The 26,395-nt window shown below is 71.1% G+C and carries 25 protein-coding genes and 2 pseudogenes; 18 read left to right on the top strand and 9 right to left on the bottom strand.

Translation table 11 applies throughout. The features are described from left to right. The first annotated feature begins 78 nt into the window (after positions 1 to 78). From trpS to SJY07_RS07820, 4 genes are all read left to right on the top strand, one after another. A complete protein-coding gene (trpS, locus tag SJY07_RS07835; RefSeq protein ID WP_380162214.1) occupies positions 79 to 1,092 on the top strand; it encodes a tryptophan--tRNA ligase in 1,014 nt (337 codons plus the stop codon). 38 nt (positions 1,093 to 1,130) lie between these two features. Continuing rightward, entirely contained in the window at positions 1,131 to 1,643 is a 513-nt protein-coding gene (locus SJY07_RS07830) for a 2'-5' RNA ligase family protein (RefSeq protein ID WP_328294806.1), read from the top strand. A gap of 164 nt (positions 1,644 to 1,807) precedes the next feature. Further along, positions 1,808 to 2,884, top strand: a complete 1,077-nt coding sequence (locus SJY07_RS07825; RefSeq protein ID WP_380158217.1) for a YihY/virulence factor BrkB family protein — start codon at positions 1,808 to 1,810, stop codon at positions 2,882 to 2,884. Positions 2,885 to 2,904: 20 nt separating this feature from the next. After that, complete coding sequence (locus SJY07_RS07820; protein ID WP_380158215.1) at positions 2,905 to 3,123, top strand: SCO4848 family membrane protein; 219 nt, start codon at positions 2,905 to 2,907, stop codon at positions 3,121 to 3,123. Positions 3,124 to 3,167: 44 nt separating this feature from the next. Here the strand turns inward: SJY07_RS07820 and SJY07_RS07815 are convergent, their stop codons facing one another. Next, positions 3,168 to 3,797, bottom strand: coding sequence for an MBL fold metallo-hydrolase (locus SJY07_RS07815; RefSeq protein ID WP_328294809.1), 630 nt, complete (start codon positions 3,795 to 3,797; stop codon positions 3,168 to 3,170). Positions 3,798 to 3,859: 62 nt separating this feature from the next. On the opposite strand from SJY07_RS07815, the gene SJY07_RS07810 reads away from it, so the two are divergent. From SJY07_RS07810 to SJY07_RS07795, 4 genes are all read left to right on the top strand, one after another. Next, on the top strand, positions 3,860 to 4,315 hold the full coding sequence (locus SJY07_RS07810) for a MarR family winged helix-turn-helix transcriptional regulator (RefSeq protein WP_380158213.1): 456 nt from the start codon (positions 3,860 to 3,862) through the stop codon (positions 4,313 to 4,315). Then, positions 4,312 to 5,694: an MFS transporter gene (locus SJY07_RS07805; protein ID WP_380158211.1), complete on the top strand. Its 1,383-nt coding sequence runs from the start codon at positions 4,312 to 4,314 to the stop codon at positions 5,692 to 5,694. The genes SJY07_RS07810 and SJY07_RS07805 overlap by 4 nt, the downstream gene beginning before the upstream one ends. A 49-nt stretch (positions 5,695 to 5,743) precedes the next feature. Beyond that, entirely contained in the window at positions 5,744 to 7,003 is a 1,260-nt protein-coding gene (gene fdhA, locus SJY07_RS07800; protein ID WP_380158209.1) for a formaldehyde dehydrogenase, glutathione-independent, read from the top strand. Between the two features lie 97 nt (positions 7,004 to 7,100). Beyond that, on the top strand, positions 7,101 to 8,096 hold the full coding sequence (locus SJY07_RS07795; protein WP_328294813.1) for a TauD/TfdA family dioxygenase: 996 nt from the start codon (positions 7,101 to 7,103) through the stop codon (positions 8,094 to 8,096). A gap of 75 nt (positions 8,097 to 8,171) precedes the next feature. Here SJY07_RS07795 and SJY07_RS07790 read toward each other — a convergent pair whose 3' ends face one another. From SJY07_RS07790 to sdhC, 7 genes and pseudogenes are all read right to left on the bottom strand, one after another. Further along, positions 8,172 to 9,077: an NADP-dependent oxidoreductase gene (locus tag SJY07_RS07790; protein WP_328294814.1), complete on the bottom strand. Its 906-nt coding sequence runs from the start codon at positions 9,075 to 9,077 to the stop codon at positions 8,172 to 8,174. A gap of 107 nt (positions 9,078 to 9,184) precedes the next feature. Then, on the bottom strand, positions 9,185 to 10,846 hold the full coding sequence (locus SJY07_RS07785; RefSeq protein ID WP_328294815.1) for an AarF/ABC1/UbiB kinase family protein: 1,662 nt from the start codon (positions 10,844 to 10,846) through the stop codon (positions 9,185 to 9,187). A gap of 128 nt (positions 10,847 to 10,974) precedes the next feature. Further along, a complete protein-coding gene (locus SJY07_RS07780; protein ID WP_328294817.1) occupies positions 10,975 to 11,814 on the bottom strand; it encodes a succinate dehydrogenase iron-sulfur subunit in 840 nt (279 codons plus the stop codon). After that, positions 11,814 to 12,221, bottom strand: a pseudogene (locus tag SJY07_RS07775) (succinate dehydrogenase/fumarate reductase flavoprotein subunit); the annotation flags it as partial. The pseudogene SJY07_RS07775 and the gene SJY07_RS07780, both read right to left, overlap by 1 nt. A gap of 83 nt (positions 12,222 to 12,304) precedes the next feature. Beyond that, positions 12,305 to 13,646, bottom strand: a pseudogene (locus tag SJY07_RS07770) (FAD-binding protein); the annotation flags it as partial. 13 nt (positions 13,647 to 13,659) lie between these two features. Next, a complete protein-coding gene (locus SJY07_RS07765; protein ID WP_328294819.1) occupies positions 13,660 to 14,136 on the bottom strand; it encodes a succinate dehydrogenase hydrophobic membrane anchor subunit in 477 nt (158 codons plus the stop codon). An 11-nt stretch (positions 14,137 to 14,147) separates the two neighbouring features. After that, positions 14,148 to 14,567 (bottom strand): succinate dehydrogenase, cytochrome b556 subunit, encoded by a 420-nt coding sequence (gene sdhC / locus SJY07_RS07760; protein WP_328294820.1) that lies wholly within the window; start codon positions 14,565 to 14,567, stop codon positions 14,148 to 14,150. Positions 14,568 to 14,864: 297 nt separating this feature from the next. On the opposite strand from sdhC, the gene SJY07_RS07755 reads away from it, so the two are divergent. The 10 genes from SJY07_RS07755 (at position 14,865) to SJY07_RS07710 (ending at position 25,424) form a co-directional block, all read left to right on the top strand. After that, positions 14,865 to 16,049 carry a mannose-1-phosphate guanylyltransferase gene (locus SJY07_RS07755; RefSeq protein ID WP_380158208.1) on the top strand — a complete coding sequence of 395 codons (1,185 nt, stop codon included), beginning with the start codon at positions 14,865 to 14,867 and terminating at the stop codon, positions 16,047 to 16,049. Between the two features lie 50 nt (positions 16,050 to 16,099). Continuing rightward, the gene (locus SJY07_RS07750) at positions 16,100 to 17,347 is read left to right on the top strand and encodes an amidohydrolase (RefSeq protein WP_380158206.1); all 1,248 of its coding nucleotides are present in this window, start codon (positions 16,100 to 16,102) and stop codon (positions 17,345 to 17,347) included. A 143-nt stretch (positions 17,348 to 17,490) separates the two neighbouring features. Beyond that, positions 17,491 to 18,597, top strand: coding sequence for a BMP family protein (locus SJY07_RS07745; RefSeq protein WP_380158204.1), 1,107 nt, complete (start codon positions 17,491 to 17,493; stop codon positions 18,595 to 18,597). A gap of 50 nt (positions 18,598 to 18,647) precedes the next feature. After that, the gene (locus SJY07_RS07740) at positions 18,648 to 20,162 is read left to right on the top strand and encodes an ABC transporter ATP-binding protein (protein WP_380158203.1); all 1,515 of its coding nucleotides are present in this window, start codon (positions 18,648 to 18,650) and stop codon (positions 20,160 to 20,162) included. Beyond that, positions 20,159 to 21,364 carry an ABC transporter permease gene (locus SJY07_RS07735; RefSeq protein ID WP_380158201.1) on the top strand — a complete coding sequence of 402 codons (1,206 nt, stop codon included), beginning with the start codon at positions 20,159 to 20,161 and terminating at the stop codon, positions 21,362 to 21,364. Before SJY07_RS07740 ends, SJY07_RS07735 begins: the two co-directional genes overlap by 4 nt. Further along, entirely contained in the window at positions 21,361 to 22,656 is a 1,296-nt protein-coding gene (locus tag SJY07_RS07730) for an ABC transporter permease (RefSeq protein ID WP_380158199.1), read from the top strand. Before SJY07_RS07735 ends, SJY07_RS07730 begins: the two co-directional genes overlap by 4 nt. Next, complete coding sequence (locus tag SJY07_RS07725; protein WP_380158197.1) at positions 22,653 to 23,063, top strand: cytidine deaminase; 411 nt, start codon at positions 22,653 to 22,655, stop codon at positions 23,061 to 23,063. Before SJY07_RS07730 ends, SJY07_RS07725 begins: the two co-directional genes overlap by 4 nt. Beyond that, complete coding sequence (locus SJY07_RS07720) at positions 23,060 to 24,346, top strand: thymidine phosphorylase (protein ID WP_380158195.1); 1,287 nt, start codon at positions 23,060 to 23,062, stop codon at positions 24,344 to 24,346. Before SJY07_RS07725 ends, SJY07_RS07720 begins: the two co-directional genes overlap by 4 nt. Before the next feature lie 26 nt (positions 24,347 to 24,372). Further along, positions 24,373 to 24,681 carry a hypothetical protein gene (locus SJY07_RS07715; RefSeq protein WP_328294829.1) on the top strand — a complete coding sequence of 103 codons (309 nt, stop codon included), beginning with the start codon at positions 24,373 to 24,375 and terminating at the stop codon, positions 24,679 to 24,681. A gap of 56 nt (positions 24,682 to 24,737) precedes the next feature. Continuing rightward, the gene (locus SJY07_RS07710; protein WP_380158192.1) at positions 24,738 to 25,424 is read left to right on the top strand and encodes a YidC/Oxa1 family membrane protein insertase; all 687 of its coding nucleotides are present in this window, start codon (positions 24,738 to 24,740) and stop codon (positions 25,422 to 25,424) included. Here the strand turns inward: SJY07_RS07710 and SJY07_RS07705 are convergent. Beyond that, positions 25,411 to 26,376, bottom strand: coding sequence for a 3,4-dioxygenase subunit beta (locus SJY07_RS07705; protein ID WP_380158190.1), 966 nt, complete (start codon positions 26,374 to 26,376; stop codon positions 25,411 to 25,413). The genes SJY07_RS07710 and SJY07_RS07705 overlap by 14 nt on opposite strands. Between the last annotated feature and the right edge of the window lie 19 nt (positions 26,377 to 26,395).

The following is a 26,395-nucleotide window of genomic DNA, read 5'->3' as shown; positions in this document are numbered from 1 at the left end:
CACGAGCCTCCGTGTGGGGGACGGGGGTGGGGCGACGGGCCGGCACCCGGCGGCTGGCAGGATGGAGTCATGTCCGTCATGGCAGGTACGCGCCCGCGACTGCTGTCGGGGATGCAGCCGACCTCAGGGTCGCTCCACCTCGGCAACTACCTCGGTGCCCTCAAGCAGTGGGTGGCCCTGCAGGAGACCCACGACGCGCTCTACTGCGTCGTCGACCTGCACGCCCTCACCGTCGGGCCGGACCCGGCCGCGCTGCGCGAGCGGACCCGCTGGACGGCCGCCCAGTACATCGCCGCGGGCGTCGACCCCGAACGCTCGGCCCTCTTCGTCCAGAGCCACGTCCCCGCCCACGCCCAGCTCGCCTGGGTGCTGTCGTGCATCACCGGTTTCGGCGAGGCCGGGCGGATGACGCAGTTCAAGGACAAGTCGGCCAAGCAGGGCTCCGACAGCACCACCGTCGGGCTGTTCACCTACCCGGTCCTCATGGCCGCGGACATCCTGCTCTACCAGGCTGCGGAGGTCCCCGTCGGTGAGGACCAGCGCCAGCACCTGGAGCTGACCCGCAACCTGGCCCAGCGCTTCAACTCCCGCTTCGGCGAGACGTTCACCGTGCCGGAACCCTTCATCCCCAAGGAGACCGCGAAGATCTTCGACCTGCAGGAACCCGGCGCGAAGATGAGCAAGTCCTCGTCCTCGCCCAACGGGATCGTCGACGTCATGGACGACCCCAAGGTCACCGCGAAGAAGATCCGCTCCGCCGTCACCGACACCGGCCGCGAGGTCCTCTTCGACCCCGTCGAGAAGGCCGGCGTCTCCAACCTGCTCTCGATCCACTCCGCCCTGTCCGGGCAGTCGATCCCCGAGCTCGAGGCGGACTTCGCCGGCCGCGGCTACGGCGACCTCAAGAAGGAGCTGGCCGAGGTCGTCACCGACGTGCTGGGCCCGGTCCGGACCCGTGCGCAGGAGCTCATGGCCGACGCCGGCGCCCTCGACGAACTGCTCGCCTCCGGCGCTGCGCGCGCGAACGAGATCGCCGAGGACACGCTGGCCACGGTCTACGACCGGGTCGGCCTGGTGGGTCGGCGCCGGTGAGCGGATCAGCACGGGACGACGCAGCGCAGCGTGGTGACGTGGCGACCATCGGGGTCTCGATCCCCGTCCCCGCACCGCACGCGGCCGAGCTGACGGCCTGGCGGGAGAAGTTCGGGGACCCGCTCGCGCACGCCATCCCGCCGCACATCACGCTGCTGCCGCCCTTCGAGCTCTCCTGCGCCGACCTCGACGCCGCCCGCGACCACCTCGCGTCGACCGCCGCCACCGGGACCCCCTTCGAGGTGCACCTGCGGGGCACCGCGACCTTCCGCCCCGTCTCGCCCGTCGTCTTCGTCCAGCTCGCCCGCGGCATCTCCGAGTGCGAACTGCTCCAGGCCGCGATCCGCACCGGCCCGCTGCGGCACGAGATCGCCTTCCCCTTCCACCCCCACGTCACCGTCGCCCACGACGTCGAGGAGTCCTCCCTCGACCGCGCCGAACTCGTGCTGCGGGACTGGGAGGCGACCTTCACCGTGAAGGGGTTCAGCCTCTACGAGCACGGCGGCGACGGGGTCTGGCGCCCGCGCGAGGACTTCACCTTCCCGCAGTAGGTGCCCTCCGCTGCGACTCGTGGTGCGACTCGTGGTGCGACTCGTGTTGCGGGACGAGGTGGCGACCACCACCGTGAGAGGGTTCAACCTCCACGACGACGGCGCCGACGGCGTCCGGTCGCCCCGAGAGGGCGTCACGTCCCAGCAGTGAGGGGTCCCTCCCGGTGAGCGGTGCCGTCGATCAGGCCAAGAGCGCGGTCAGCACCGTCCAGCGGTCGCTGCCGGCGCGGGTCTACAAGAAGTACGGCGACGCCCGGGGGAACGTGCTGGCGGGCGGGATCGCGTACTTCGCGTTCTTCTCCATCTTCCCGGCGCTCGCGGTGGCCTTGACGATCATCGGGCTCGTGATGACCGGGGTGCCGGAGTTCCGGGACTTCATCACCTCGAACCTCGTCTCGGGGCTCAGCAAGTACCTGCCGGGTCTCATCAACACCGGGACCTCCGAGGCGGCCAAGCAGACGCCCGGCGGGCCCAAGGGCATCTACATCGACGATTTCCTCTCGGGCAGCGCCCTGACCTGGGGTCTCGTCATCTCCACCGTGACCGCCCTCTTCACCGGTCTCGGCTGGATCGACGGCATGCGCCAGGGCGTCCGGGCCATCTACGGCGAGGACGCCGGCGGCGGCAACTTCCTGGTCGTGAAGCTGCGCGACCTCGGCGGCATGGTCGTCATCGGGTTCGGCGTCCTGCTCTCCGTCATCGCCGTCGTCGGCACGAACGGCGCGGGCGGGGTGCTGCTCGACGCGTTCGGCTTCGAACCCTCGACGTGGTCGCGCTGGCTGCTCGCGATCGTGGGTTTCGTCGTCGCGCTGGCGATCGACACCCTGACCTTCCTCGCGGTGTTCCGGATCCTGCCCGGCGCGAACCTCCCCGTGCGTGACCTGCTGCAGGGCGCGGTGATCGGCGGGGTCGGGATCGGCCTGCTGAAGCAGTTCGGGACGGCCATCGCGGGGCGCAGCGCCTCCGGCAACGCGTTCCTCGGGGCGGCCGCGACGTTCGTCGTGCTGCTCGTCCTCATGCAGCTGATCGCGCGGGTCGTGCTGCTCGCCGCGGCGTGGGCCGCGACCGTGGCCGAGGACAGGGGTTCCCTGCACCCGGACCTGATGGCGCAGGCGCGCCTGCAGGTCCCGCTCGGCCCGGAGGCACCGGCCGACCACAAGGGCCGGATGCCCTTCGTCTCCGGCCTCGTCGTCGGGGCGATCGGGGCCACCGCCCTCAAGGTCGTGCGCCGGGGGCGCTGACCGGGTGGGATGATCGGGACGTGGTCCTGTCCAAGCGTTCCAGCTGGTTCCTCATCCTCTTCGGCGTCTGGAGCTGGATCATCTGGCCCACGTTCCTCAAGAACATCTGGGCGGACCCGCGGTCCTTCGACGACGGCGCCCAGCCCTTCTTCCTCGTCCACCTGGTGCTCGTCGTGGTGAGCCTGGTGCTGGGGACGGCCATCGCGGTCCTGGGCATCCGCAGCCTCCGCCGCCCCTGACGCGTGATCTTGCTGGTGGACCCAGCAAGATCACGAACGGGCGGTCAGAGGGTGACGGTGCTCCCCAGCGGGACGGTCTCCAGGGGCAGCCCGCCCAGGTCGCCGATGAACTGGGCGGTGCTGTGCTGACCGGTCTCGGACAGCATGAGGTCGTGGATCTGGATGGCGCGCTGCGGCTTCACGGCGCGCAGGTAGTCGACGCCCTCGCCGACCTTCGACCACGGGCCGCTGGTGGGGAGCAGCAGCGTCTTCACCGGGACGTTCGGCACCTCGTAGGCGTCGCCGGGGTGGAAGACGTCGCCGTCGACGAGGAAGGCGACGTTCTCCATGACCGGCACGTCCGCGTGGATGACGGCGTGCTGCCCGCCGAACACGGCGACCTCGAAACCCGCCGCCGTGAAGGTGTCGCCGGCGGCGACGACCTGCACACGGTCGTCGCCGACGAACTCGCGCACGCCGGCCGGGCCGAACACGGGGAGTTCCGGACGGGCGGCGAGCGCGGTCTTCAGCGCATCGGCGTCCACGTGGTCCGGGTGGTCGTGGGTGTAGAGCACCGCGTCGGCGGCCGCGAGGAGTTCCGGGGTGTTCGGGGTGTAGGCACCCGGGTCGATGAGCAGCGCAGAGCCGTCCTTGCTGAGGACGACCGTGGCGTGGGTGTGCTTGGTGAGCTCCATGGTCGAAACCTACAGCACAACCTGTTCAGGCTGCACTGAAGACTTCGGGTAGCCTCGAGGCCATGAAGCCCGACGTGGAGGACCTCGCCCACGACCTCCGGCTCGTCACCGGGGCCCTCATCCGCTCCGTCGAGGGTGGGAACACGTTGCCGCCCATCACCGGCGCCGTCCTCGGGCTGCTCGCCCGACGGGGTGCGATGACGTCCTCCGACCTTGCCGCCCTGCGGCGGGTCCGGCCGCAGACGATGGCCGTCACCGTCAAGGAACTCCTGGAGGCCGGCTACCTCGCCACGGCCCCGCACCCCGTCGACGGCCGCAAGATCCTGCTCGACCTCACCGCCCGTGGACGTACGGCGGTGCTGGCCGATCGGGAGGGGCGGGTTCGCCGCATCGCCGACGGACTGGGAGCCGGGCTGCCGGACGCGGACCTGCAGACCCTCGCCCGCGCCGTCCCGGTCCTCGCGCGACTGGTCGACGACCTGGGTGGCGCGATCGACGAGCCGCTGGTCAACGCGTGAGTCAGCCCTCCGCGAGTCCTTTCGGCGCCCGGTTCGTCGTCCCCCTGCTCATCGGTCCCGTCCTCAACCCCGTCAACACCACCATGGTCTCGGTGGCGCTGGTCCCCATCTCCACCGCGCTCGGGGTCGGCTCCAGCACCGTCGTCTGGCTCGTCGCCGGTCTCTACCTCGCGAGCTCCATCGCCCAGCCGACCATGGGCACGCTGGCCGACCGGTTCGGACCACGCCGGACCTACCTGTTCGGCCTCGTGGTCGTCGTGGTCGCGGGGATCGTGCCGCTGGTGTCGGCGACGTTCGCGGGGGTCCTCGTCTCCCGCGTCCTCCTCGGGATCGGGACCTCGGCCGCCTACCCGAGCGCCATGACGATGATCCGCGACCAGTCCGCCCGCGCCGGGGTCGCGACCCCGCCGGCCCTGCTGTCGGCGGTGTCGATCGCAGCGCTCGCGACCACGGCCGTCGGTCCCGTCCTCGGGGGTTTCCTCGTCGGCTCCTTCGGCTGGCCGGCCGTCTTCGTCGTCAACGTGCCGCTCGCGGGGATCGCCCTGGTGCTGTCCTGGCTCTGGTTGCCGGGCGACGACACCCGCCCGGCCTCCCGGCTCCTCGCCGATCCCGGTCGCCTCGACGTCGTGGGCATGGCGGGTTTCGCCGTCACCACCACGACGATGCTGGTGTTCCTGCTCGACCTGGCCTCGGGGTACTGGTGGCTGCTGGCGGGTTCCGTCCTGGTGGGCGCGCTGACGGTCCGCTGGGAACTCCGTCGCACGGCGCCGTTCATCGACCTGCGGATGCTGCGCCGCAACGGGGCCCTCACCCGCACCTACCTGCGGATGATGCTGCTGTACTTCGGCTTCTACTCGATGACCTACGGGTACAGCCAGTGGCTGCAGGACGTGGCGGGTTTCTCCAGCGAACGGGCGGGGCTGCTCCAGCTGCCCTCCGCGGTGCTGGCGGGGTTGGCCTCGGTGCTGGTCGCCCGGACCACCCGGTTGCGGGCGCCGCTCGTCGCGGCCGGGGTGCTGCCGACGCTGGGGGGAGTGCTCCTCGTGCTGACCGACGCGGGCTCGCCCGTGGGGTTCCTCCTCGTCGTCGCGGGCTGCTTCGGGATCGCGCAGGGACTGGCCTCGGTGTCCAACCAGGCGGCGATGTACCGGCAGGCGCCGCCGGAGACGACGGGTGCCGCGTCCGGGCTGTCCCGCACGTTCGTCTACCTGGCGGCCATCGGCTCCTCCGCCCTCGTCGGTCTCGTGTTCGGGCAGCGGCCCACCGACGCCGGCCTGCACCTCATGGGCTGGGTCGTCGCGCTGTCCTGCCTCGGGGCACTGGCGCTGGCCGTGGGGGACCGGACCCTTGCGCGGCGCACCCCTGCCGGGGTTGGGTGAGGGCAGCGCGTCGACACCGATGTCGGCGCCGGTGAGAAGGGCTCAGTCCGTGACCACGACCGACAGTTCTGCTGGTACCAGCACGTCTGCTCCGACCGGCAACCGCGCCGTGGCCTACCTCGGCCCCGGCCGGGTCGAGGTGCAGACCATCGACTACCCGACCTTCGAGCTGAAGGACGGCCCCGGGGTCAACCCCGCCAACGTCGGGCGCAAGGTCGACCACGGCGTCATCCTCAAGCTGGTGGCGACCAACATCTGCGGTTCCGACCAGCACATGGTCCGCGGGCGCACCACCGCCCCGCCGAACCTCGTCCTCGGCCACGAGATCACCGGTGAGATCGTCGAGAAGGGCCGCGACGTCGAGTTCCTCGAGGTCGGCGACCTGGTGTCCGTCCCGTTCAACATCGCCTGCGGTCGCTGCCGCAACTGCAAGGAACGCAAGACGGGCATCTGCCTCAACGTGAACCCGGACCGCCCCGGATCGGCCTACGGCTACGTCGACATGGGCGGCTGGGTCGGCGGGCAGGCCGACTACGTCCTGGTGCCCTACGCGGACTTCAACTGCCTGAAGTTCCCGGACAAGGACCAGGCGATGGAGAAGATCCTCGACCTGACCATGCTCTCCGACATCTTCCCGACCGGTTTCCACGGCGCGGTCAGCGCCGGGGTGGGCGTCGGGTCGACGGTCTACGTCGCGGGCGCCGGTCCGGTCGGCCTCGCGGCCGCCGTCGGCGCGCAGCTGCTGGGCGCGGCCGTCGTCATCGTCGCCGACCTCAACCCCGAACGGCTGGAACGGGCCCGCAGCTTCGGCTGCGAGACCGTCGACGTCTCGAAGGGGGACCCGCGGGACCAGATCGAACAGATCCTCGGCGTCCCCGAGGTCGACTCCGGCATCGACGCCGTCGGTTTCGAAGCGCGCGGCCACGGTGCCGGTTCGGGCACCGAGGCGCCCGCGACGGTGCTCAACTCGCTCATGGAGGTCACCGCGGCGGGCGGGTCGCTCGGCATCCCGGGGCTCTACGTCACGGGTGACCCGGGCGGGGTCGACGAGGCGGCCAAGAAGGGGTCGCTGTCGCTGGACCTCGGCACCGGCTGGGCGAAGTCGCTGGCCTTCACCACGGGGCAGTGCCCGGTGATGAAGTACCACCGGGGGTTGATGATGGCGATCCTGCACGACAAGGTGCAGATCGCGAAGGCCGTCGGGGCGACGGCGATCTCGCTGGACGAGGCGCCCGACGCCTACGCGAAGTTCGACGCGGGTGCGCCGCAGAAGTTCGTCATCGACCCGCACGACATGATCAAGCGCTGACAATCTGTCCAGTGCTGCGCAGGTGAACTAGGCAGACTGCCCGCCATCGGCGCGCTACGGTGTGACCACGTAGTGCGCCGATGATGGGAGCTCCACCGTGTCCTCGTTGTTCCTCGACTCCTCGGCCACCGTGCCGACCTTCCTCGAGCTGCCGGCGACGCAGCGGGCGGCGATGGCCGCGCTGGGGTCGCGACTGAGCGCCGACCCCGTGACCGAGCCCGAGGCCTTCGGCCGCCAGGCCCGCCTGCTGGCCCGGGAACTCCCGCAGGAGGTCGCCGAGACGCTGTGGGCCTTCGAGGAGCGCGGTTCCGACTCCGGGGTGCTCGTCCTGCGCGGCCTCGAGGTCGGCGACCTGCCGGCCACCCCCGCCGACAACACCGGCGGTGTCGGCGGTCGGACGCTGCTGGCCAAGCAGCAGGCCATCGTCAGCCACGCCCTCGGGCACATGGTCGGCTACGCCGCCGAAGGTCACGGCCACCTGCTGCAGGACATGGTCCCCAACGCCAGGCTCGCCGCGACGCAGCAGTCGCAGGGCTCCCGGGTGGAGCTCGAGGCGCACACCGAGCAGTGCTTCTCCGGCCTGCGTCCCGACTACGTCGTCCTCGGCTGCCTGCGCGGGGACGCCGACGCCTCGACCTACGCCTTCCGCGCGCTCGACCTGCTCGAGCACGTCGACCCGACCGACGTCATGGAACTCTTCCGTCCGCTCTGGACGACGCTGGTCGACGAGTCCTTCGCCGACTTCCTCGACACCCGCGAGGTCCGCGGCCCGTTCTCGATCCTCACCGGTGACGTCGACGACCCGACGATGCTCGTGGACCAGGACCTCATGCACGGCATCACCAAGCGCGCGCAGGCGCTGCTCGAACGGGTCCTGGAGATCTACGTCGCGCACCGCCACGCCGTCGTCCTGCAGCCCGGTGACGTGCTGATGCTCGACAACCTGCGCGCGATGCACGGTCGCTCGCCGTTCACCCCCCGCTTCGACGGGACCGACCGCTTCATCAGCCGGGGCTTCGTCGTCCGCGACCTGCGTCGCTCGCGCTTCGCCCGCCCCGGCGGCAACCGCGTCGTGCAGGCCAGCTTCTCCTGACGACTCCTGGGAGACTTTCCACTCTTCCGGAGGCCGTGAAGGGTGGAAAGTCTCCCAGGAGTTGGGAGGGGGAGGTCAGGGGAGGAGGACGATCTTGCCGCGGGTGTGCCGACGTTCCAGCTCGGTGAACGCGGCGCCCACCTCCTCCAGCGGGTAGCTCGCGGCGATCTCCACCTCGAGCTTCCCGGTGGCGACGAGTTCGGCGATCTCGCCGAGGATTCCCGTCGTCGTGGCCCCCTCGCTGCCCTCGGCCTTGACGCCGAGTTCCGCGGCCAGGGCGAAGGAGATGATCGTCTCGATGCGGTGCTTCGGGATCCCCAGGTCGACGGCGAGCTGGACGTAGTCGGGACCGAAGAGGTCGATGAAGGCGTCGGGGACGTCCTCCTCCAGACGCTCGGCCAGACCCTCCCCGTACTCCACGGGTTCGGCGCCGTGGGTGCGCAACCAGTCGGCGTTGGCCGGGCCCGCGATCCCCAGGACCTTCGCGCCGCGGCGGGTGAGGAGCTGCACGACGAGCGATCCGACCCCGCCGGCCGCCGCGGAGACCGCCACCGTCTCACCCGGCTGCGGGTCCACGGCGCGCACCGCGGCGAAGGCCGTCACCCCGGCCACGTAGAGGGAACCCGCGACCTCCCAGCTCAGCCCGGCGGGTCTGGGGATCAGCTGGTCGCCGGGCACGAGGACGTGGCTCGCCTGGCTGGAACGGGCCCAGGACCAGCCCATGACCTCATCGCCGGGCGACCAGGTGGCGTCCGGGCCCACGGCGCTGACGACGCCGGCGAGGTCGCTGCCCTGGCCGGACGGGAACGTCGCCGGGAAGAGGTCCTTCATCGCCCCGCTGCGGATCGCGGTCTCGCCCGGGTTGATCCCGGCGGCCCGGACCTCCACGACCACCTCGCCGGGGCCGGGGTGCGGGGTCGGCAGTTCCTCGACCTGCAGGACCTCGGGTCCGCCGTAGCGGTGGAAGCGCACTGCGCGCACGGTCAACTCCTTCGTGGTCGGTGTGGAGCGGAGCTCCGCGAGGGTGTGGAGCGGAGCTCCGCGAGGGTGCGACGGGGTCCCCGGTCCGGGACCGGGGACGGGACGGCTCAGCGTCGTCGGGAGCGGTGACCCCTCGCGGTCCAGCCGAGGTACCCCGTCAGCGCGCCCAGGGCCGCCACCCCCACGGCGACGACCTTCGTCTCGTGGGGTTTGAAGCGTTCGGGGTCGGTGGAGCCGACGGTGGCCAGCGCCCCGATCCCGGCGGAGACGACGAGGCCGGCGACGACGCGGTTGCCGATGCGTTCGAGCCTCGCCACCAGGGGGTCCAGCTCGTCGGTGCGCAACGAGACCGAGATCCCGTCCCGGTCCAGGACGTCGAGCAGCCGGCCGAGCTGCCCGGGGAGTTCCACCCCGAGCTGGGCGACGTCCAGACCGGCCTGGCGCACCCGCTTCGCCATCGCCAGCGGGTCGAAGTGGCGGGCCACAAGCCTGCGCGCGTAGGGGTTGAGGACCCGCCCGAGCTGGAAGTCGGGGTCCAGGCTCGACCCCAGCCCCTCGGTCATGACGATCATCTTCACGACGAGGGCGAGGTTGCGCGGCAACGCCAGGTGGTGGCGGCGGAGGATCTCCAGCACGTCGCGCACGATGTCGCTGACGGAGATGCGCCCCAGCGGCAGACCCTCGTAGGTCCGCAGCAGGTGCGCGCAGTCGGCGGTGAGCCGGACCCGGTCGACGCGGTGCTCGGTGACGCCGATCGTCGCGAAGGCCGCCGCGATGCGCGAGGGGTCCCGCCGGGAGAACGCCGCCAGCAGCATCGCCAGCTGTTCCCGGGAGCGTTCGTCGACCTCGCCGACCATCCCGTAGTCGAGCAGCCCGATGCGCCCGGAGGGTTCGATGAGGAAGTTCCCCGGGTGCGGGTCGGCGTGGAAGAACCCGTGCTCGAAGACCATGTCGGCGAGCAGGCGCGTCGCGCGGGCGGCGAGTTCCGTCCGGTCGATGCCGTGCTCGGCGAGCGCGGCGTCGTCGTTGATCTTGACTCCGTGCAGGCGTTCGAGGGTGAGGACCCGCGACGTCGTCGTGTCCCAGTAGACCGCCGGGACCCGGATGTCGGGGTCGCCCTCGAAGTTGCGGGCGAACCGTTCCGCGTTGTGGCCCTCGGCGAGGTAGTCGAGTTCGGCGCGCAGGGTGTCGGCGAAGTCCGTCGCCAGTCCGACGACGTCGTAGTCGGCCGCCACCGTCCACCGCCGCGAGGCCTGCACGGCGAGGGTGCGGAGGATCTCGAGGTCGCCCTCGACCTCCTCGACCACCCCGGGCCGGCGGACCTTCACCACGACCTGCGTCCCGTCCTCCAGGACCGCGGTGTGGGCCTGCCCGATCGAGGCGCTGGCGAGCGGTTCGCGGCTGAAGTTCACGAACAGCTCCTCGGGCGGCGCCCCGAGTTCCTCCTCCACGGCGTCGCGGACCGTCTCGTAGGGAACGGGGGTGGCGCTGTCCTGCAGCTTCTCCAGCTCGTGCTGGAAGCCGGGGGAGAGCAGGTCGGGACGGGTGGAGAGGATCTGGCCGATCTTCACCGCGGTCGGCCCCAGTTCCTCCATGACGAGGCGGACGTGCGCGGCCCGGGTGTGCCGCTCGCGTTCCTGGGCCCGGCCCCCGAAGAGGTCCCAGTCGGTGCGCACCCACCGCTCGAGGCCGAGCGCGTCGATGAAGTACCCCAGACCGTGCCGGGACAGGATCCGGCTGATCTGCAGGTATCGGTCCTGGTGCCGCATTCGGTCTCTCCCCCGGGGTGGCCCTGCGCGGCACTCTACGTGGCGTCGATCGGGGGCCGACGAGGAGCTGCGCGCACCCACGACGAAGGGCCCGTCCGCAGCGGCGGACGGGCCCTTCGTCGTGCGGGTCAGAGCTTGCGCGAGATGAGCGCCTGCTTGACCTCGGCGATGGCCTTGGTGACCTGGATGCCCCGGGGGCAGGCCTCGGAGCAGTTGAAGGTGGTGCGGCAGCGCCACACCCCTTCCTTGTCGTTGAGGATCTCCAGGCGCAGGTCCGAGGCGGAGTCGCGGCTGTCGAAGATGAAGCGGTGCGCGTTGACGATCGCGGCGGGCCCGAAGTACTGGCCGTCGTTCCAGAAGACCGGGCAGCTCGACGTGCACGCGGCGCAGAGGATGCACTTGGTGGTGTCGTCGAAGCGTTCGCGGTCGGCCTGGGACTGGATGCGTTCCCGGGTCGGCTCGGCCCCGTTGGTGACGAGGAACGGCATGACCTCGCGGTAGGCCGCGAAGAACGGTTCCATGTCGACGATGAGGTCCTTCTCCACCGGCAGACCCTTGATCGGCTCGATCAGGATGGGCTTGTCGATGTTCAGGTCCTTCAGCAACGTCTTGCACGCCAGCCGGTTGCGGCCGTTGATGCGCATGGCGTCGGAGCCGCAGACCCCGTGGGCGCAGGAGCGGCGGAAGGACAGCCGACCGTCCTGCTCCCACTTGACCTTGTGCAGGGCGTCGAGCACGCGGTCGGTGCCGTGCATCGTCAGGTCGTAGGACTCCCAGTGCGGTTCCGCGTCGAGATCCGGGTCGTAGCGGCGGATCTTGACCGTCACGGAGAACGAGGGGACCTCGCCCGCCCCGCCCTGCCCCTCGACGGGCGACCGGCGGCCGCCACCGCTGCGTGCGGTCTCGGCGGACTTCGCCGGACCCGCTTCGCCGTTGGTCTCGGCGGGGCTGGTCTCGAAGGTCGACATCAGTACTTGCGCTCCATCGGCTGGTAGCGGGTCTGGACCACGGGCTTGAAGTCCAGTCGCGTCGAGTAGGAACCGTCGGCGGCGTACTCGCGGTAGACCATGGTGTGCCGCATGTAGTTCACGTCGTCGCGGTTGGGGTAGTCCTCGCGGAAGTGACCGCCGCGAGACTCCTTGCGCTCCAGCGCCCCGAGGCACATGGCCTCGGCGAGGTCGAGCAGGAACCCGAGCTCGAGGCCCTCGAGCAGGTCGAGGTTGAACCGCTTGCCCTTGTCCTGCACCGAGGCGCGCGAGTAGCGCTCCTTCAGGCGGTCGATGTCGGTGAGGGCCTGCTTCAGCGTCGCCTCGGTGCGGAACACCTGGGCGTTGGCGTCCATCGTGTCCTGCAGCTCACGACGGATGTCCGAGACGCGTTCACCCTGGGCGCGGTCACGCATCTCCGACATCCAGTTGATGACCGGGAGCTCGGAGCCGTCGGGGACGGCGATCCACTCGGCCTTCGTCGCGTACTCCGCCGCGGCGATGCCCGCGCGCTTGCCGAACACGTTGATGTCCAGCAGCGAGTTCGTGCCGAGACGGTTCGAGCCGTGCACCGAGACGCACGCGACCTCGCCGGCCGCGTAGAGGCCCGGGACGACGCGGGTGTTGTCCTGCAGCACCTCGGTGTCGACGTTGGTCGGCACCCCGCCCATGGCGTAGTGCGCCGTGGGGTAGACCGGAACGGGTTCGGTGTAGGGCTCGACCCCGAGGTAGGTGCGGGCGAACTCGGTGATGTCGGGCAGCTTCGCGTCGATGTGCGCGGGCTCGAGGTGGGTCAGGTCGAGGTAGACGTAGTCCTTGTTCGGACCGGCCCCGCGGCCCTCGCGCACCTCGTTGGCCATCGCCCGGGCGACGATGTCGCGGGGCGCGAGGTCCTTGATGGTCGGGGCGTAGCGCTCCATGAACCGCTCGCCGTCGGCGTTGCGGAGGATCCCGCCCTCACCGCGGGCCGCCTCGGAGAGCAGGATCCCGAGACCGGCGAGGCCGGTCGGGTGGAACTGGAAGAACTCCATGTCCTCCAGCGGCAGACCGCTGCGGTAGGCGATGCCCATGCCGTCCCCGGTCAGGGTGTGCGCGTTCGAGGTCGTCTTGTAGACCTTGCCCGCACCACCGGTCGCGAGGACGACCGACTTCGCCTGGAACACGTGGATCTCGCCGGTGGAGAGCTCGTAGGCCACGACGCCGGCGATGCGCTTGTCGCCCGGGACGCCGATGGTCGGCGGGGTCTGCAACCCGCGCTGGTCGGCCGCGCCCTCGATCTCGCTGCCGGTCTTCGCCTCGTCGGCGGGCACGAGCAGCAGGTCGAGGACGTAGAACTCGTTGAAGAACTCGACCTCGTGCTTCACGCACTGCTGGTACAGCGTCTGCAGGATCATGTGACCGGTGCGGTCGGCGGCGAAGCAGCTGCGACGCACCGGGGACTTGCCGTGGTCGCGGGTGTGCCCGCCGAAGCGGCGCTGGTCGATCTTGCCCTCGGGCGTGCGGTTGAAGGGCAGGCCCATCTTCTCGAGGTCGAGGACCGCGTCGATGGCCTCCTTGCACATCACCTCGGCCGCGTCCTGGTCGACGAGGTAGTCACCGCCCTTGACGGTGTCGAAGGTGTGCCACTCCCAGTTGTCCTCCTCGACGTTGGCCAGGGCGGCGCACATGCCGCCCTGGGCCGCACCGGTGTGCGAGCGCGTCGGGTAGAGCTTGGTGAGGACGGCCGTGCGCGCGCGCTGGCCGGATTCGAGGGCGGCGCGCATTCCGGCGCCCCCGGCGCCGACGATGACGACGTCGAACTGGTGCGTCTGCATGAGTTCCTCCGGGTCAGCTTGCCGCGCAGAAGGAGAACCTCTGCGCCTGCGTCGGGTCGGCGCAGGGGTCGAAGGTGAAGATGACCAGCGTCCCGACGACGATGACGATGACCGTCGCGAGGTAGAGGGCCATCTTCAGCCAGAATCGCGTGGAGTCGCGTTCGGCGTAGTCGTTGATGACGGTGCGGACGCCGTTGGTGCCGTGCAGCTGCGCCAGCCACAGCATCAGCAGGTCCCAGACCTGCCAGAACGGGCTGGCCCACTTGCCGGCCACGAAACCCCAGTCGACCTGGTGGATGCCTTCGCCCATGACCAGGTTCACGAACAGGTGGCCGAAGATCAGGACGAGGAGGACGACGCCCGACATCCGCATGAACAGCCAGCCGTACAGCTCCCAGTTGGTCCGGGTCGCCTTGTTGCGCTTGTAGGGGGAACGGGGGGTTTCCAGGGCGGGGGCGTAGCTGCCACCCGGGGTCTGCTCTGCGCTCACGGTTCGATCCCTCAGTGCGAGAAGACGTTGATCAGGTGGCGGGGCAGGAACCCGGCCATCAGCAGGACCCAGACCACGACGACGCCCCAGAACAGCTTCCGCTGGTGCTTGGTGCCGCCGGACCAGAAGTCCACGAGGATGATGCGGATCCCGTTGAGCGCGTGGAAGACGACCGCGCCGACGAGGCCGGCCTCGCCGAGGCCCATCACGGGGTTCTTGTACTGTCCGATCACACCGTTGTAGACCTCGGGGGAGACCCGCACGGTCGCGGTGTCGAGCACGTGCACGAAGAGGAAGAAGAAGATGAGGACACCGGAGATCCGGTGCATCACCCACGACCACATGCCTTCGCGGCCGCGGTAGAGCGTCCCTGCGGGTTTCCTGCTCCCCGTGGGCGTGCCCTGTCCGGGTGGGGTGAGGCTCGTGGCCACCAGCGTCCTCCTCGAGTGCTCCTCGACGCCGGATCACCCGGGCTTCGGCGCTCGGGCGGCGGCGTCCTGCCACCCACTGTAGGCGCGCTGCCGCGCAGCGACTGCTCGGCAGGAGCACTCGCGGAGCTTTTGTGACGAAGGACTCACAGCGTCGTGAGGCGCAGGTCACGGAGGAGAGCCTGACCTTAGCGGCCCCGTGGACGTCCCGTCGACCTCCTGCGCCCTGTCGGGGGACGACCTCACCCGTTCGCCGCTCTCCGGCGTGGACGGACGGAGCGCACCGGTAGGTTCCCGACCATGACTGACGGGGGACAGGGCACAGCGGGCACCAACTGGTCGGCGTCGTGGTCGGAGGACGACCTCGAGGACGGCCAGATCGACCTCTCCGACTTCCACGCCGTCGTCCCGGCGGGTGGGGCGGGCACGCGGTTGTGGCCCCTCTCGCGCAGTGACCGGCCGAAGTTCCTCCTCGACCTGACCGGTCGCGGGCGCACGCTGCTGCAGTCGACCTGGGACCGGTTGCTGCCGCTCACCGACGCGTCCCGCACCCTCGTCGTCACCGGCCGCTCCCACGCCGACGCCGTCGCCGAGCAGCTGCCCGACCTGCCGGCCGAGAACATCCTGCGCGAACCGATGCAGCGCGACTCCGCCGCCGCCATCGGTCTCGCCGCGGCCGTCCTCGTCCGCCGGAACCCCGACGCCGTCCTCGGCTCGTTCGCCGCCGACCACAACATCTCCGGCCGCGACGACTTCGAGAGCTCCGTCGAGGAGGCCGTGGTCACCGCCCGCCGCGGGTTCGTCGTCACCATCGGGATCGCGCCCTCGCACCCGGCCACCGGCTTCGGCTACATCCGCCTCGGCAAGCGACTGCGCCTGCAGGGCGCCCCGAACGCGCGCCGCGTCGTGCAGTTCAAGGAGAAGCCGGACGCGCGCACCGCCGCGGCCTACCTCTCCACCGGGGACTACCGCTGGAACGGCGGGATGTTCGTGACCCGCGCCGACGTCCTGCTGGAGCTCCTCGCCACGCACACCCCCGCCCTGCACTCCGGGCTGATGCGCATCGCCGACGCGTGGGACACCCCGCAGCGCGACGCCGTCCTCGAGGAGCAGTGGGCGGCCCTGCCCTCCATCGCCATCGACAACGCCGTGGCCGAGCCGGCCGCCGAGGCGGGCCGCGTCGCCGTCGTGCCCGCCACCTTCGGCTGGGACGACGTCGGCGACTTCTCCTCCCTCGCCGAACTGCTGCCGGCCGACGTCGACATGCCGAAGATCCTGGGCGACCCCGACCTCGTCATCACCGAGGGCGTCGCGGGCGGTCTCGTCGTGCCCGCCAACGGCCGCGTCGTGGCGCTGCTCGGCGTCGACGACCTCGTCGTCGTCGACACCCCGGACGCGCTGCTCGTGACCACCCGCGCCCGGGCGCAGGAGGTCAAGAAGCTCGTGGCCCGGGCCAAGCACCTCGGCCTCGACCACATCGTCTGAGCGGGGCTGGGGTACGCGGGGGCGGAGGGCGACGGGTAGCGTCGACCGACGTGACCAGCGACACCGAAGCCACGAGTGACGCGGGTTCCGCGACCCGGCGGACCGAGGGGCTCGCGGTGCGCGTCGCCGACCTCGTCCTCGCCCACGAACCCACGGCGCGGGCGGTGCGGCGCGAGATCCACGCCCACCCCGAGCTGGCCCACCAGGAACACCGCACGACCGCCCGGCTCGCCGAGGTCCTCACGGCCGCCGGCGCCGCCGTCCGGCTACTGCCGGGGACGGGGCTGATCGCCGACATCGGCCCGAGCGGCCCGATGCTCGCCGTGCGGGCCGACCTGGACGCCCTGCCCGTCCCCGAGGCCACCGGTCTGCCCTACGCCTCCACCGTGCCCGGCGTGGCCCACGCCTGCGGGCACGACGTGCACACCGCGTCGGTGCTCGGCGCCGGACTGGTCCTCGCCGACCTCGCCCGGACGGGTGATCTGCGGCACGGGGTGCGCCTCGTCTTCCAGCCCGCCGAGGAGGTCATGCCCGGCGGCGCCCTCGGGGTCATCGGGACCGGTGTGCTGGAGGGCGTCTCGGCCATCTACAGCCTGCACTGCGACCCCACGCTGGACGCCGGCACCGTCGGCCTCAAGGCCGGGCCCATCACCTCCGCCAGCGACCACGTCACCGTCCGCCTGCACGGCACGGGCGGGCACACCTCCCGCCCGCACCTCGCGGGTGACCTCGTCTTCGCCCTCGGTCAGGTCGTCACGCAGCTCCCCGCCGTCATCGCCCGCCGCGTCGACCCCCGCGCCGGCGTGAACCTCACCTGGGGAGCCGTGCACGCCGGCGACGTCGCCAACGCCGTCCCCTCCGCGGGCTACGCCGCAGGCACGTTGCGCTGCATGGAGACCGAGGCCTGGCAGCACGCCGGGGAACTCGTCGAGTCCGTCGTCGCCGACCTCGTCCGGCCCTACTCGGTGCGCGCCGAGGTCGACCTCGTCCGCGGCGTCCCGCCCGTCGACAACGAGGTGCACTCCACGGCCGCCCTCGACGAGGCCGCCCGGATCCTGCTCGGGACCGACGCCGTCCTGCCCACCCGGCAGTCGCTGGGCGGCGAGGACTTCGCCTGGTACCTGCACCACGTCCCCGGCGCGATGGTGCGCCTGGGGACCCGCACCCCCGGCGGCACGACGTTCGACCTGCACCGCGGGGACTACGCGCCCGACGAGGCGGCGCTCGCCGTCGGGATCGGCGTGCTGGCGACCACCGCGGCCTCGGAGCGGGCGCTGCCCTCCGGTCTGTCGGGTTGAAAGGTCTCGATCTGGACAACCTGCGTGCTCGCGCGCACGGGGAGGGGGATTTCGGCCACTACGATGGCCGCGCGTTCGCCGGTCCTGCTCCGGGCGTCCGCCTCACCCCCGTGAGTCACACCCCGACCTGGAGGACTACCCCCATGAAGACGTTGCACCGCCTCGCGCCGGTGGCCGCCCTGGGCGCAGCCGCCCTGATGCTGGCCTCCTGCGGCAGCCGGCCGGACGCCGCGACGGGATCGGGTGACGCGAGCAGCAACGCCGCCGGCACGGCGTTCAACGCCTGCATGGTCCTCGACACCGGCGGCGTGGACGACCGCTCGTTCAACCAGTCCTCCTACGCCGGGTTCACCGCGGCGAACAAGGAGAACCCGGACGTCAAGATCTCCTACGTTCCCTCCGACGACTCCAGCGCCTACGAGCCCAACCTCACCACCGAGGTCGGGAAGGGCTGCGACACCATCGTCGCCGTCGGCGGTCTGATGTCGGACGCCGTGACGGCCGTCGCGAAGCAGAACCCGGACAAGAAGTTCGCCGAGATCGACGCCGCACCGACCGCGGACAACGTCTACGGGTTCCAGTACAACACCGCCGAGGGCGGGTTCCTCGGTGGCTACCTCGCCGCCGGAATGACCAAGACGGGCACCGTCGGCACCTGGGGCGGCCTGAACATCCCGCCGGTCACCATCTACATGGACGGCTTCTGGGAAGGCGTGCAGTACTACAACCAGCAGAAGGGGAAGTCCGTCAAGGTCCTCGGCTGGGACGAGAACAACCCCAAGGGCGGGACGTTCGTCGGTGGCGACGCCGGGTTCACCGACCAGGCCGCGGGCCGCTCCATCACCGAGACGTTCGCCGCCCAGGGCGCCGACATCGTCATGCCGGTCGCCGGTCAGGCGGGCCTCGGAGCCGGGGCCGCGGCCCAGGCCGCCGGGGGCAAGCTCAACCTCATCTGGGTCGACACCGACGGCTGCGTCAGCGCCGAGCAGTACTGCCAGTACTTCATCTCCTCGGTGACCAAGAACCTCACCGACGCGGTCAAGCAGTACGTCCTCGACTCCGCGGACGGCAAGGCCCCCACGGGTTCCTACGTCGGCGACCTGAAGAACGACGGCACCGGCCTCGCGCCGTTCAACCAGTTCGACTCCCAGGTCCCGGCCGACCTCAAGTCCGAGCTGGACAAGGTCAAGGCCGACATCATCGACGGCTCCATCAAGATCACCTCGCCCAGCGCCGTCAAGGCCAGCTGACAGCGGGTTTCGCGGACGAGTCGACGGCTGACGAGGGGAACGACCCGCAGGTGCAACTGGAACTCAAGGGCATCACGAAGCGCTTCGGGCCCCTCGTCGCCAACGACTCGATCGACCTCGTCGTCCGCGAGGGCGAGATCCACGCCCTCCTGGGTGAGAACGGGGCCGGCAAGAGCACGTTGATGAACGTGCTCTACGGCCTCTACACCCCGGACGAGGGCCAGATCCTCGTCGACGGCGAACCCGTGGAGTTCACCTCCCCGGGCGACGCCATGGCCGCCGGGATCGGCATGGTGCACCAGCACTTCATGCTCGTCCCGACGTTCACGGCCACCGAGAACATCGTCCTCGGCGCGGAGCTCACCACGGGCGGTGGGTTCCTGGACCGGCGCCGGGCCCGCAAGCGCGTCGAGGAGACCTCGCAGCGGTTCGGGCTGGCGATCCCCGCCGACACCCTCGTCGCCGACCTCGCCGTCGGCGTCCAGCAACGCGTCGAGATCGTCAAGGCCCTGCTGCGCGACGCGAAGGTCCTCGTCCTCGACGAACCCACCGCCGTGCTCACCCCGGCCGAGACCGACGACCTCATGCGCGTCATGCGCGAGCTCGCCGACGCCGGCACGTCGATCGTCTTCATCACCCACAAGCTGCGCGAGGTCAAGGCCGTCGCCGACCGCATCACCGTCATCCGCCGCGGCAAGGTCGTCGGGGAGGCGTCTCCCAGCGCGTCGCCGGAGGAGCTCGCCGCGCTGATGGTGGGCCGCGAGGTGCGCCTGCAGGTCGAGAAGAAGACCGCCGAACCGGGCGACAGCGTCCTGACGATGTCCGCGGTGCGGGTGGTGGACCCCGCCGGCACCGTCCTGCTCGACGACATCGACCTCGACGTCCGGGCCGGGGAGGTGCTCGCCGTCGCCGGTGTCGACGGCAACGGTCAGACGGAACTCACCCGGAGCATCGTCGGGCTGCAGGGCATCGACTCCGGATCGGTGCGCATCGCCGGCGTGGACACCGCCGGCCGCTCGATCGCCGACGTGCTGGCCCTCGGGGTCGGCTACGTCCCCGAGGACCGTCTGCACGACGGCCTGGTCGGCTCGTTCAGCATCGCCGAGAACCTCGTCCTCGACGTCGTCGACCAACCCGCCTTCGCCAGCGGCCCGTCGGTGAACCGGGAGGCCGTACGGCGCAACGCCGACGACCGCATCGCCGAGTTCGACATCCGGACCCCCTCGCCGCAGGCCGCCGCCTCGACGCTGTCGGGCGGGAACCAGCAGAAGGTCGTGCTGGCCCGGGAGATGTCCCGACCGCTCAAGCTCCTCGTGGTCGCGCAGCCGACCCGCGGGGTCGACGTCGGGAGCCAGGAGTTCGTGCACCAGCGGATCGTGGCTGAACGCGACCGCGGTGCGGCCGTCGTGCTGGTCTCGACCGAACTCGACGAGGTCCGGGCGCTGGCCGACCGGATCGTCGTGCTCTACCGCGGCCGGATCGCCGGCGAGGTCGGTCCGGACGCGACGCAGGAGGAACTCGGCCTGCTGATGGCCGGTGCCCACACGGAAGGAACGCACCAGTGACGCTGGAGAAGACACCCGTGCAGGCGAGGCGACGCCGCCTGCAGTGGGGCGGCGACTGGCTGATCACGGTGTTCGCCGTGGTGAGCGCGCTGATCGTCGGGGCCGTGCTCATCGCCATCGGGGACGAGCAGACCCGCGCCAGTGCCGGGTACTTCTTCAGCTACCCCTGGGACCTGTTCTCCAACGTCTGGTACTCGGTGCGCGACGCCTACACCGCGTTGCTGCAGGGGGCGATCTACAACCCGAACCTGACGGGCACCGCCGCACTGCGCCCGATCTCGGAGACCCTGGTCAACGCGACCCCGCTGATCCTCGCCGGCCTCGCGGTGGCGTTGTCGTTCCGCGTCGGGCTGTTCAACATCGGGGCCCAGGGGCAGATCATCCTCGGCGCGATCGTCGCCGCCTGGATCGGGTTCACGTTCCACCTGCCCGTCGTGCTGCACGTCATCGTCGCCGTGATCGGCGGGATCGTCGGGGGAGCGGTCTGGGGCGGGATCGTCGGCTGGCTCAAGGCCCGCACCGGCGCCCACGAGGTCATCACGACGATCATGCTGAACTACGTCGCGGTGAACCTGCTCGGCTACCTGCTCACCGTCAGCTGGTTCCAGCGACAGCCCGCGACGCAGGCGATCTCGTCCAACGTCGATTCCAGCGCTCGACTGCCGCAACTGCTCGGTTCGTCGCTGCGCGTCCACGCGGGACTGCTGCTGGCGATCGCCGCGGCGATCTTCGTGTGGTGGTTGTTCGACCGCTCCCGGCTGGGTTTCCGGCTGCGGGCGGTCGGGGCCAACCCGAACGCGGCCCGGACGGCCGGGATGGCCGTCGGGCGGCTGCAGATCGTCTCGATGGCGCTCGCCGGTGGTCTCGCCGGTCTCGCCGGGGCGAGTCAGGTCCTCGGCGTGACGGGCAGTGTTTCCGGCAGCGTCGCGGGGGACATCGGTTTCGACGCCATCACCGTCGCGCTGCTGGGACGCAACAACCCCTACGGCGTCATCGCGGCCGGCCTGCTGTTCGGCGGGATGCGTGCCGGATCGGTCCAGATGCAGTCCGCGACGGGTGTGCCCGTCGATCTCGTCGGGGTCCTGCAGGCGCTGGTCGTCCTCTTCATCGCCGCCCCCGCCCTCGTCCGCTCCGTGTTCCGGCTGCGTTCGGGTGGCGGCGCGGGGGTCGGCTCCGAACTCGCGACGGGATGGACCCGATGAGCGTCGAAACTCCTGCGGCGATCGTCGAGCTCGCGCAGGTCGAACCGCCCGTCAGCCTGCGCAAACGGGTCCTCACCGGAACCCTGCTCGTCGTCGTCGGGTTGATCGCCCTGCTCGGCTGGGGTCTGGGGTCGGACGGCAACGACGCGACGTTCCGCTTCGGCGGAGGTTCCTCCGTGACGTTGCCGGACTTGACGGTGCCGGCGACCGTGACCCCTGCCGCCCTCGGGATCGTCGTCGTCGCGCTCGGGCTGTTCCAGCTCGCCAAGGGGTTCCGGGCCAAGCGGGGGCCGCTACTCGTCGCCGTCGCTGTCGTCTGCTTCGTCGTCGCCTTCCTGTGCTGGGCGATGAGCGGGGGGCCGGACGCGTCCATCGACGTCGTGAAGCTGCTGCAGCAGACGGTCTTCCTCGCCACCCCGTTGATCCTCGGTGCGATGGCCGGTGTGCTCGGCGAACGCAGCGGCGTGGTGAACGTGGCCATCGAAGGGCAGTTGTTGACGGGCGCCTTCACGGGTGCGCTGGTCGGGTCGATGGCGGGGAGCCTCGCGATCGGCACGATCGGGGCGGTCATCGCCGGTGCCCTCGTCGGTCTGGTCCTCGCCGTGTTCGCGATCCGCTACCGGGTGAACCAGGTGATCCTCGGGGTCGTCCTGAACGCGGCCGCCCTCGGGTTCACGGGGTGGGCCTACAAGGCGCTCATGCAGTCCGACACCGAACGGTTCAACACCCCGGGCGTCCTGTCGCCGATCGCGATCCCGCTGCTCTCCGACATCCCCGTCGTCGGTCCGCTGCTGTTCCGGGCGAACGTGCTGGTCTACGTGATGTACCTCGTCATCATCGCGCTCGACGTGGTGCTGTTCCGGACTCGCTGGGGTCTGCGGACGCGGGCCGTCGGGGAGCACCCGAAGGCCGCGGCGACCGTCGGGATCAACGTGCTCCGGGTGCGTTACGTCAACGTCGTCGTCGCCGGTGGGATCGCCGGTCTGGCGGGGGCGTACCTCTCGATCGGCACCATCGGACCGTTCACCGAGAACATGTCGGCGGGCAAGGGGTTCATCGCCCTCGCCGCGGTCATCTTCGGTCGGTGGAGCCCACGGGGGGCCCTCGGGGCGTCGCTGCTCTTCGGGTTCTTCGCCGCGTTGCAGACCCTCGTCGGGGTGCTGCCGGCGCCGGGGGCCGTCCCGTCCAGCTTCCTGCTGATGCTGCCCTACCTCGCCACGATCCTGGCCGTCGCCGGTTTCGTCGGCCGCGTCCGTCCGCCCGCCGCCTCCGGGGAGCCGTACCCGTCGTGAACCCTGACTTCGACCTCCTGCGGGCCGCCGCGCGCGAAGCGCTCGCGCACTCCTACTCGCCGTACTCGAACTTCCCCGTCGGCGCGGCCGCCCTCGTCGACGACGGGCGGATCGTGTCCGGGGCCAACGTGGAGAACGCCTCCTACGGCGTCACGTTGTGCGCCGAGTGCACGCTGGTCGGGCAGTTGCAGATGACCGGCGGCGGCAGGCTCGTCGCCTTCGCCTGCGTCGACGGCGCGGGCAACGTCCTCATGCCGTGCGGACGCTGCCGGCAGCTGCTCTACGAGTTCGGCGGACCGGACCTCCTCGTCGACTCCCCGCGCGGGGTGGTCCCGATGACCCAGGTGCTGCCCGACGCGTTCGGCCCGCACGACCTGACCGACCCCGCCCGGAAGGCCCAGCCGTGAGCCAGCAGCAGTTCGCCGCCGTCGACGTCATCCGCACCAAGCGCGACAAGGGCGTCCTCTCCGACGCGCAGATCGACTGGGTCGTCGACGCCTACACCCACGGGGTCGTCGCCGAGGAGCAGATGTCCGCGCTGGCGATGGCGATCCTGCTCAACGGGATGAACCGCGCCGAGGTCTCGCGCTGGACGAACGCGATGATCGACTCGGGCAGCCGGCTCGACTTCACCGACCTGCCCCGGCCCAGCGTCGACAAGCACTCCACGGGTGGGGTCGGCGACAAGGTCACGTTGCCGTTGGCGCCGCTCGTCGCGGCCTGCGGCGCGGCCGTCCCGCAGTTGTCCGGTCGTGGGCTCGGCCACACCGGCGGGACCCTGGACAAGCTCGAGGCGATCCCCGGCTGGCGGGCCTCGCTCACCCTGGCCGAGATCCGCGACCAGCTCGTCGACGTCGGCGCCGTGATCTGCGCGGCGACGGGCGACCTGGCCCCGGCGGACAAGAAGCTCTACGCCCTGCGCGACGTCACCAGCACCGTCGAGGCCATCCCGCTCATCGCCAGCTCCATCATGAGCAAGAAGATCGCCGAGGGGACCAGCGCCCTCGTCCTGGACGTGAAGACCGGCTCCGGCGCCTTCATGAAGGAACTCGGGCAGTCGCTCGAACTGGCCCGCACGATGGTCGAGCTCGGCACCGACGCCGGGGTGCGGACGGTCGCCGTGGTCACCGACATGTCGACGGTCCTGGGCCGCACGGCGGGCAACGCGCTGGAGGTCCGGGAGTCCCTCGAGGTGCTCGCCGGGGGAGGACCGGGCGACCTCGTCGAGCTCACCCTGGTGCTGGCGCGCGAGATGCTCGCCGCCGTCGGGCTCGACGCGGTGGACCCCGCGGACGCCCTCGCCGACGGCCGCGCGATGGACGCCTGGCGGCGGATGATCGCGGCCCAGGGCGGCGACCCGGACGCGCCCCTCCCGGTCGCCGCGCACACCCAGGACGTGCTGGCGCCGGCCGACGGTTTCCTCGACGTCGACGCGCTGGCCGTCGGGGTCGCCGCCTGGCGGTTGGGCGCGGGACGCTCGCGCCGGGAAGAGGCCGTGCAGGCCGGCGCCGGGGTCGAGCTGCACGCCGTGCGCGGGGACCGGGTGCGCGCCGGTCAGCGCCTCATGACCCTGCACACCGACACCCCGGACCGCTTCGACTGGGCCACGCAGGCCCTCGACGGGGGTTTCACGGTCTCGGCCGCCGAACCCGCGACGGTTCCGCTGGTCCACGAACGCATCACCGCCTGACCCCTGCCGTGGTTAGGGTGGCGAGCGTGGGTGGGCAGCAGGAGCTGACGGCGCGGTTCTCGACCGCGCTGATCGTGCTGCCCCTGCTGCTCTCGGCCCTGCTCCTCGCGGGCGGGTCCGAGCAGTTGCTGCTGGGGACCGCGGTCGCGGTCGCCTCGAGCGTCGTGGTCGGCCTCCTCGTCCTGCGGGGGGTCGTGGCCGAACTGCTGGCCGCGGTGATCCCGTCGCCGCCGGTGACCCGTCTCGAACCCGCGGACACGTTGCCGCAGAACGCACCGGCCGCGGTGGGGAACCCGCAGCCCCGGGCACCCGGAGTCCTCGCGCTCCCGTGCTGAGCTGACGCGCGCACGGGAGTCGACGCCTCCCGTTCCCGCGACCTCCGGAGTTCCCCGTGCTCGACACCCTGCACTCGATCCTGCGTCCCGTCGAGGACGCCGTCACCTTCGTCCTGCTCCACCTGCACGACCTCGGCGCCCCCTGGCCGCTGGCGATCGTCGGACTCGTCGTCCTGGCCCGGACCCTGCTGCTGCCGTTGTTCGTGGCACAGCAACGGTCCGCCCTCCGTTTCGCCGCACTGCGACCGCAGGTCCTCGCCGTCCAGGAGCGCTACCGCGGCCGCACCGACGTGGCCTCGCGACAGGCGATGCAGCGCGAGGTCACGACCCTGCACCGCGACGCCGGGGTGAACCCCCTCGGTGGCTGCCTGCCGGGGTTGCTGCAGTCGCCGGTGTTCCTCGCGCTCACCCTGACGTTGGAATCCGGCGACACCCTCGCCTCGTTCGGGTCGGCGACCCTGGCGGGGGCACCGTTGGCGGGGGTCCTGACCCAGGACCCCGACCCCGCGACCACGGTCGTCGCCGTCGTCCTGCTGCTGTTGACCGCTGCGCTGCAGGTGGTCACGATGCGGGCCAGCAGCACCGGGGTCGCCACCCCCACCTCGCTGCTGGTGGCGATCCCCGTCGTCGTGGTGTTCTCGGCGGCGCACTTCCCGATCGGTGTCCTGATCTACTGGGCCACCTCCGGGGCGTGGACGGCGGGCCAGCAACTCATCGCCCGGCAGCTCGTCAGGCGGCGCTAGCCATCGTCGGTGGGGTTCCGCCACCCCCGGCGCCGTCGGGGTGACCGGAGGTGTCCGACCCGTTACCGGCCATGGTTCCCGCCGTCGGTTCCGTCGTCGTGTCGACGCCGACGGTCAGCGCGACGGCGTAGCCGCTGGTGACGTCCCCGCTGAACGTCGGCGTCTGGGTGGCGCCGCTGTCGTCGCCGAAGACGTTGTCGCTGTCCAGGCTCACCTGGGCGAGGTTGCTCACCGACTGCTCGTAGCCGGTGGTGGCGTAGACCGCCTCGTTCGCCCCGGCCGGCATCGCGACCTGGGAGGTGGCGATGCAGTTCGCCACGTCCGTGATGTCGTCGACGCTCGGGTAGACCTCGAAGTGGACGTGCGGCCAGCGCCCGGAGTAGCAGGCCGGGTAGATGCTGGTGAAGGTCACGTTCCCGTCGGCGTCGGCGACCTGGACCCCACGCAGGTAGTTCTCGTTCGTGAGGGAGTCGGCGTAGAGGGAGTACTCGCCGTCGCGGTCGCAGTGCCAGACGTAGACCGCCACCCCCTCGAACGGGACGTTCCCGCCGGCCAGGTCGACGACGCTGAGGGTCAGGGTCATCGCCACCCCCTCGGCGGTGGTCGTGCTCGACCCGAAGCTGGACCGGATGTCGCTGCGCACGACCCCGCTCTGCTCGAGGACGTCCGGGCCGTTCGAGCCGTCGCCCGGGTAGGGGCCGGCCGTCTCGTCGGGGATCTCGGTGAGCGTGCCGGAGGTGGCGCTCGAGGAGCTCGTGGTGGTGTCGGCCGCGGCGGTGTCGTCGCTCCCGCAGGCGGCGAGGGTGAGCCCGGTGGCCCCGAGGCCCAGCAGCCCCAGCGCGCGACGACGGCCGATCATCGTCGTGAGGTCGAAGGCGAGGCCCTGGTCGTCGACGTCCTCGTCGGGGCGGGGGAGCGGACGACCCTCGTAGCTGGGGAGGTTGTTCTTCATGCCTCCACCGTCGGGGGCC

The sequence above is a fragment of the Kineococcus sp. R86509 genome, from assembly GCF_042466365.1.
Taxonomy (GTDB): Bacteria; Actinomycetota; Actinomycetes; order Actinomycetales; family Kineococcaceae; genus Kineococcus.
The sequence above is the reverse complement of the archived record's forward strand: the minus strand, read 5'-3'. Positions and strand labels throughout refer to the sequence as shown.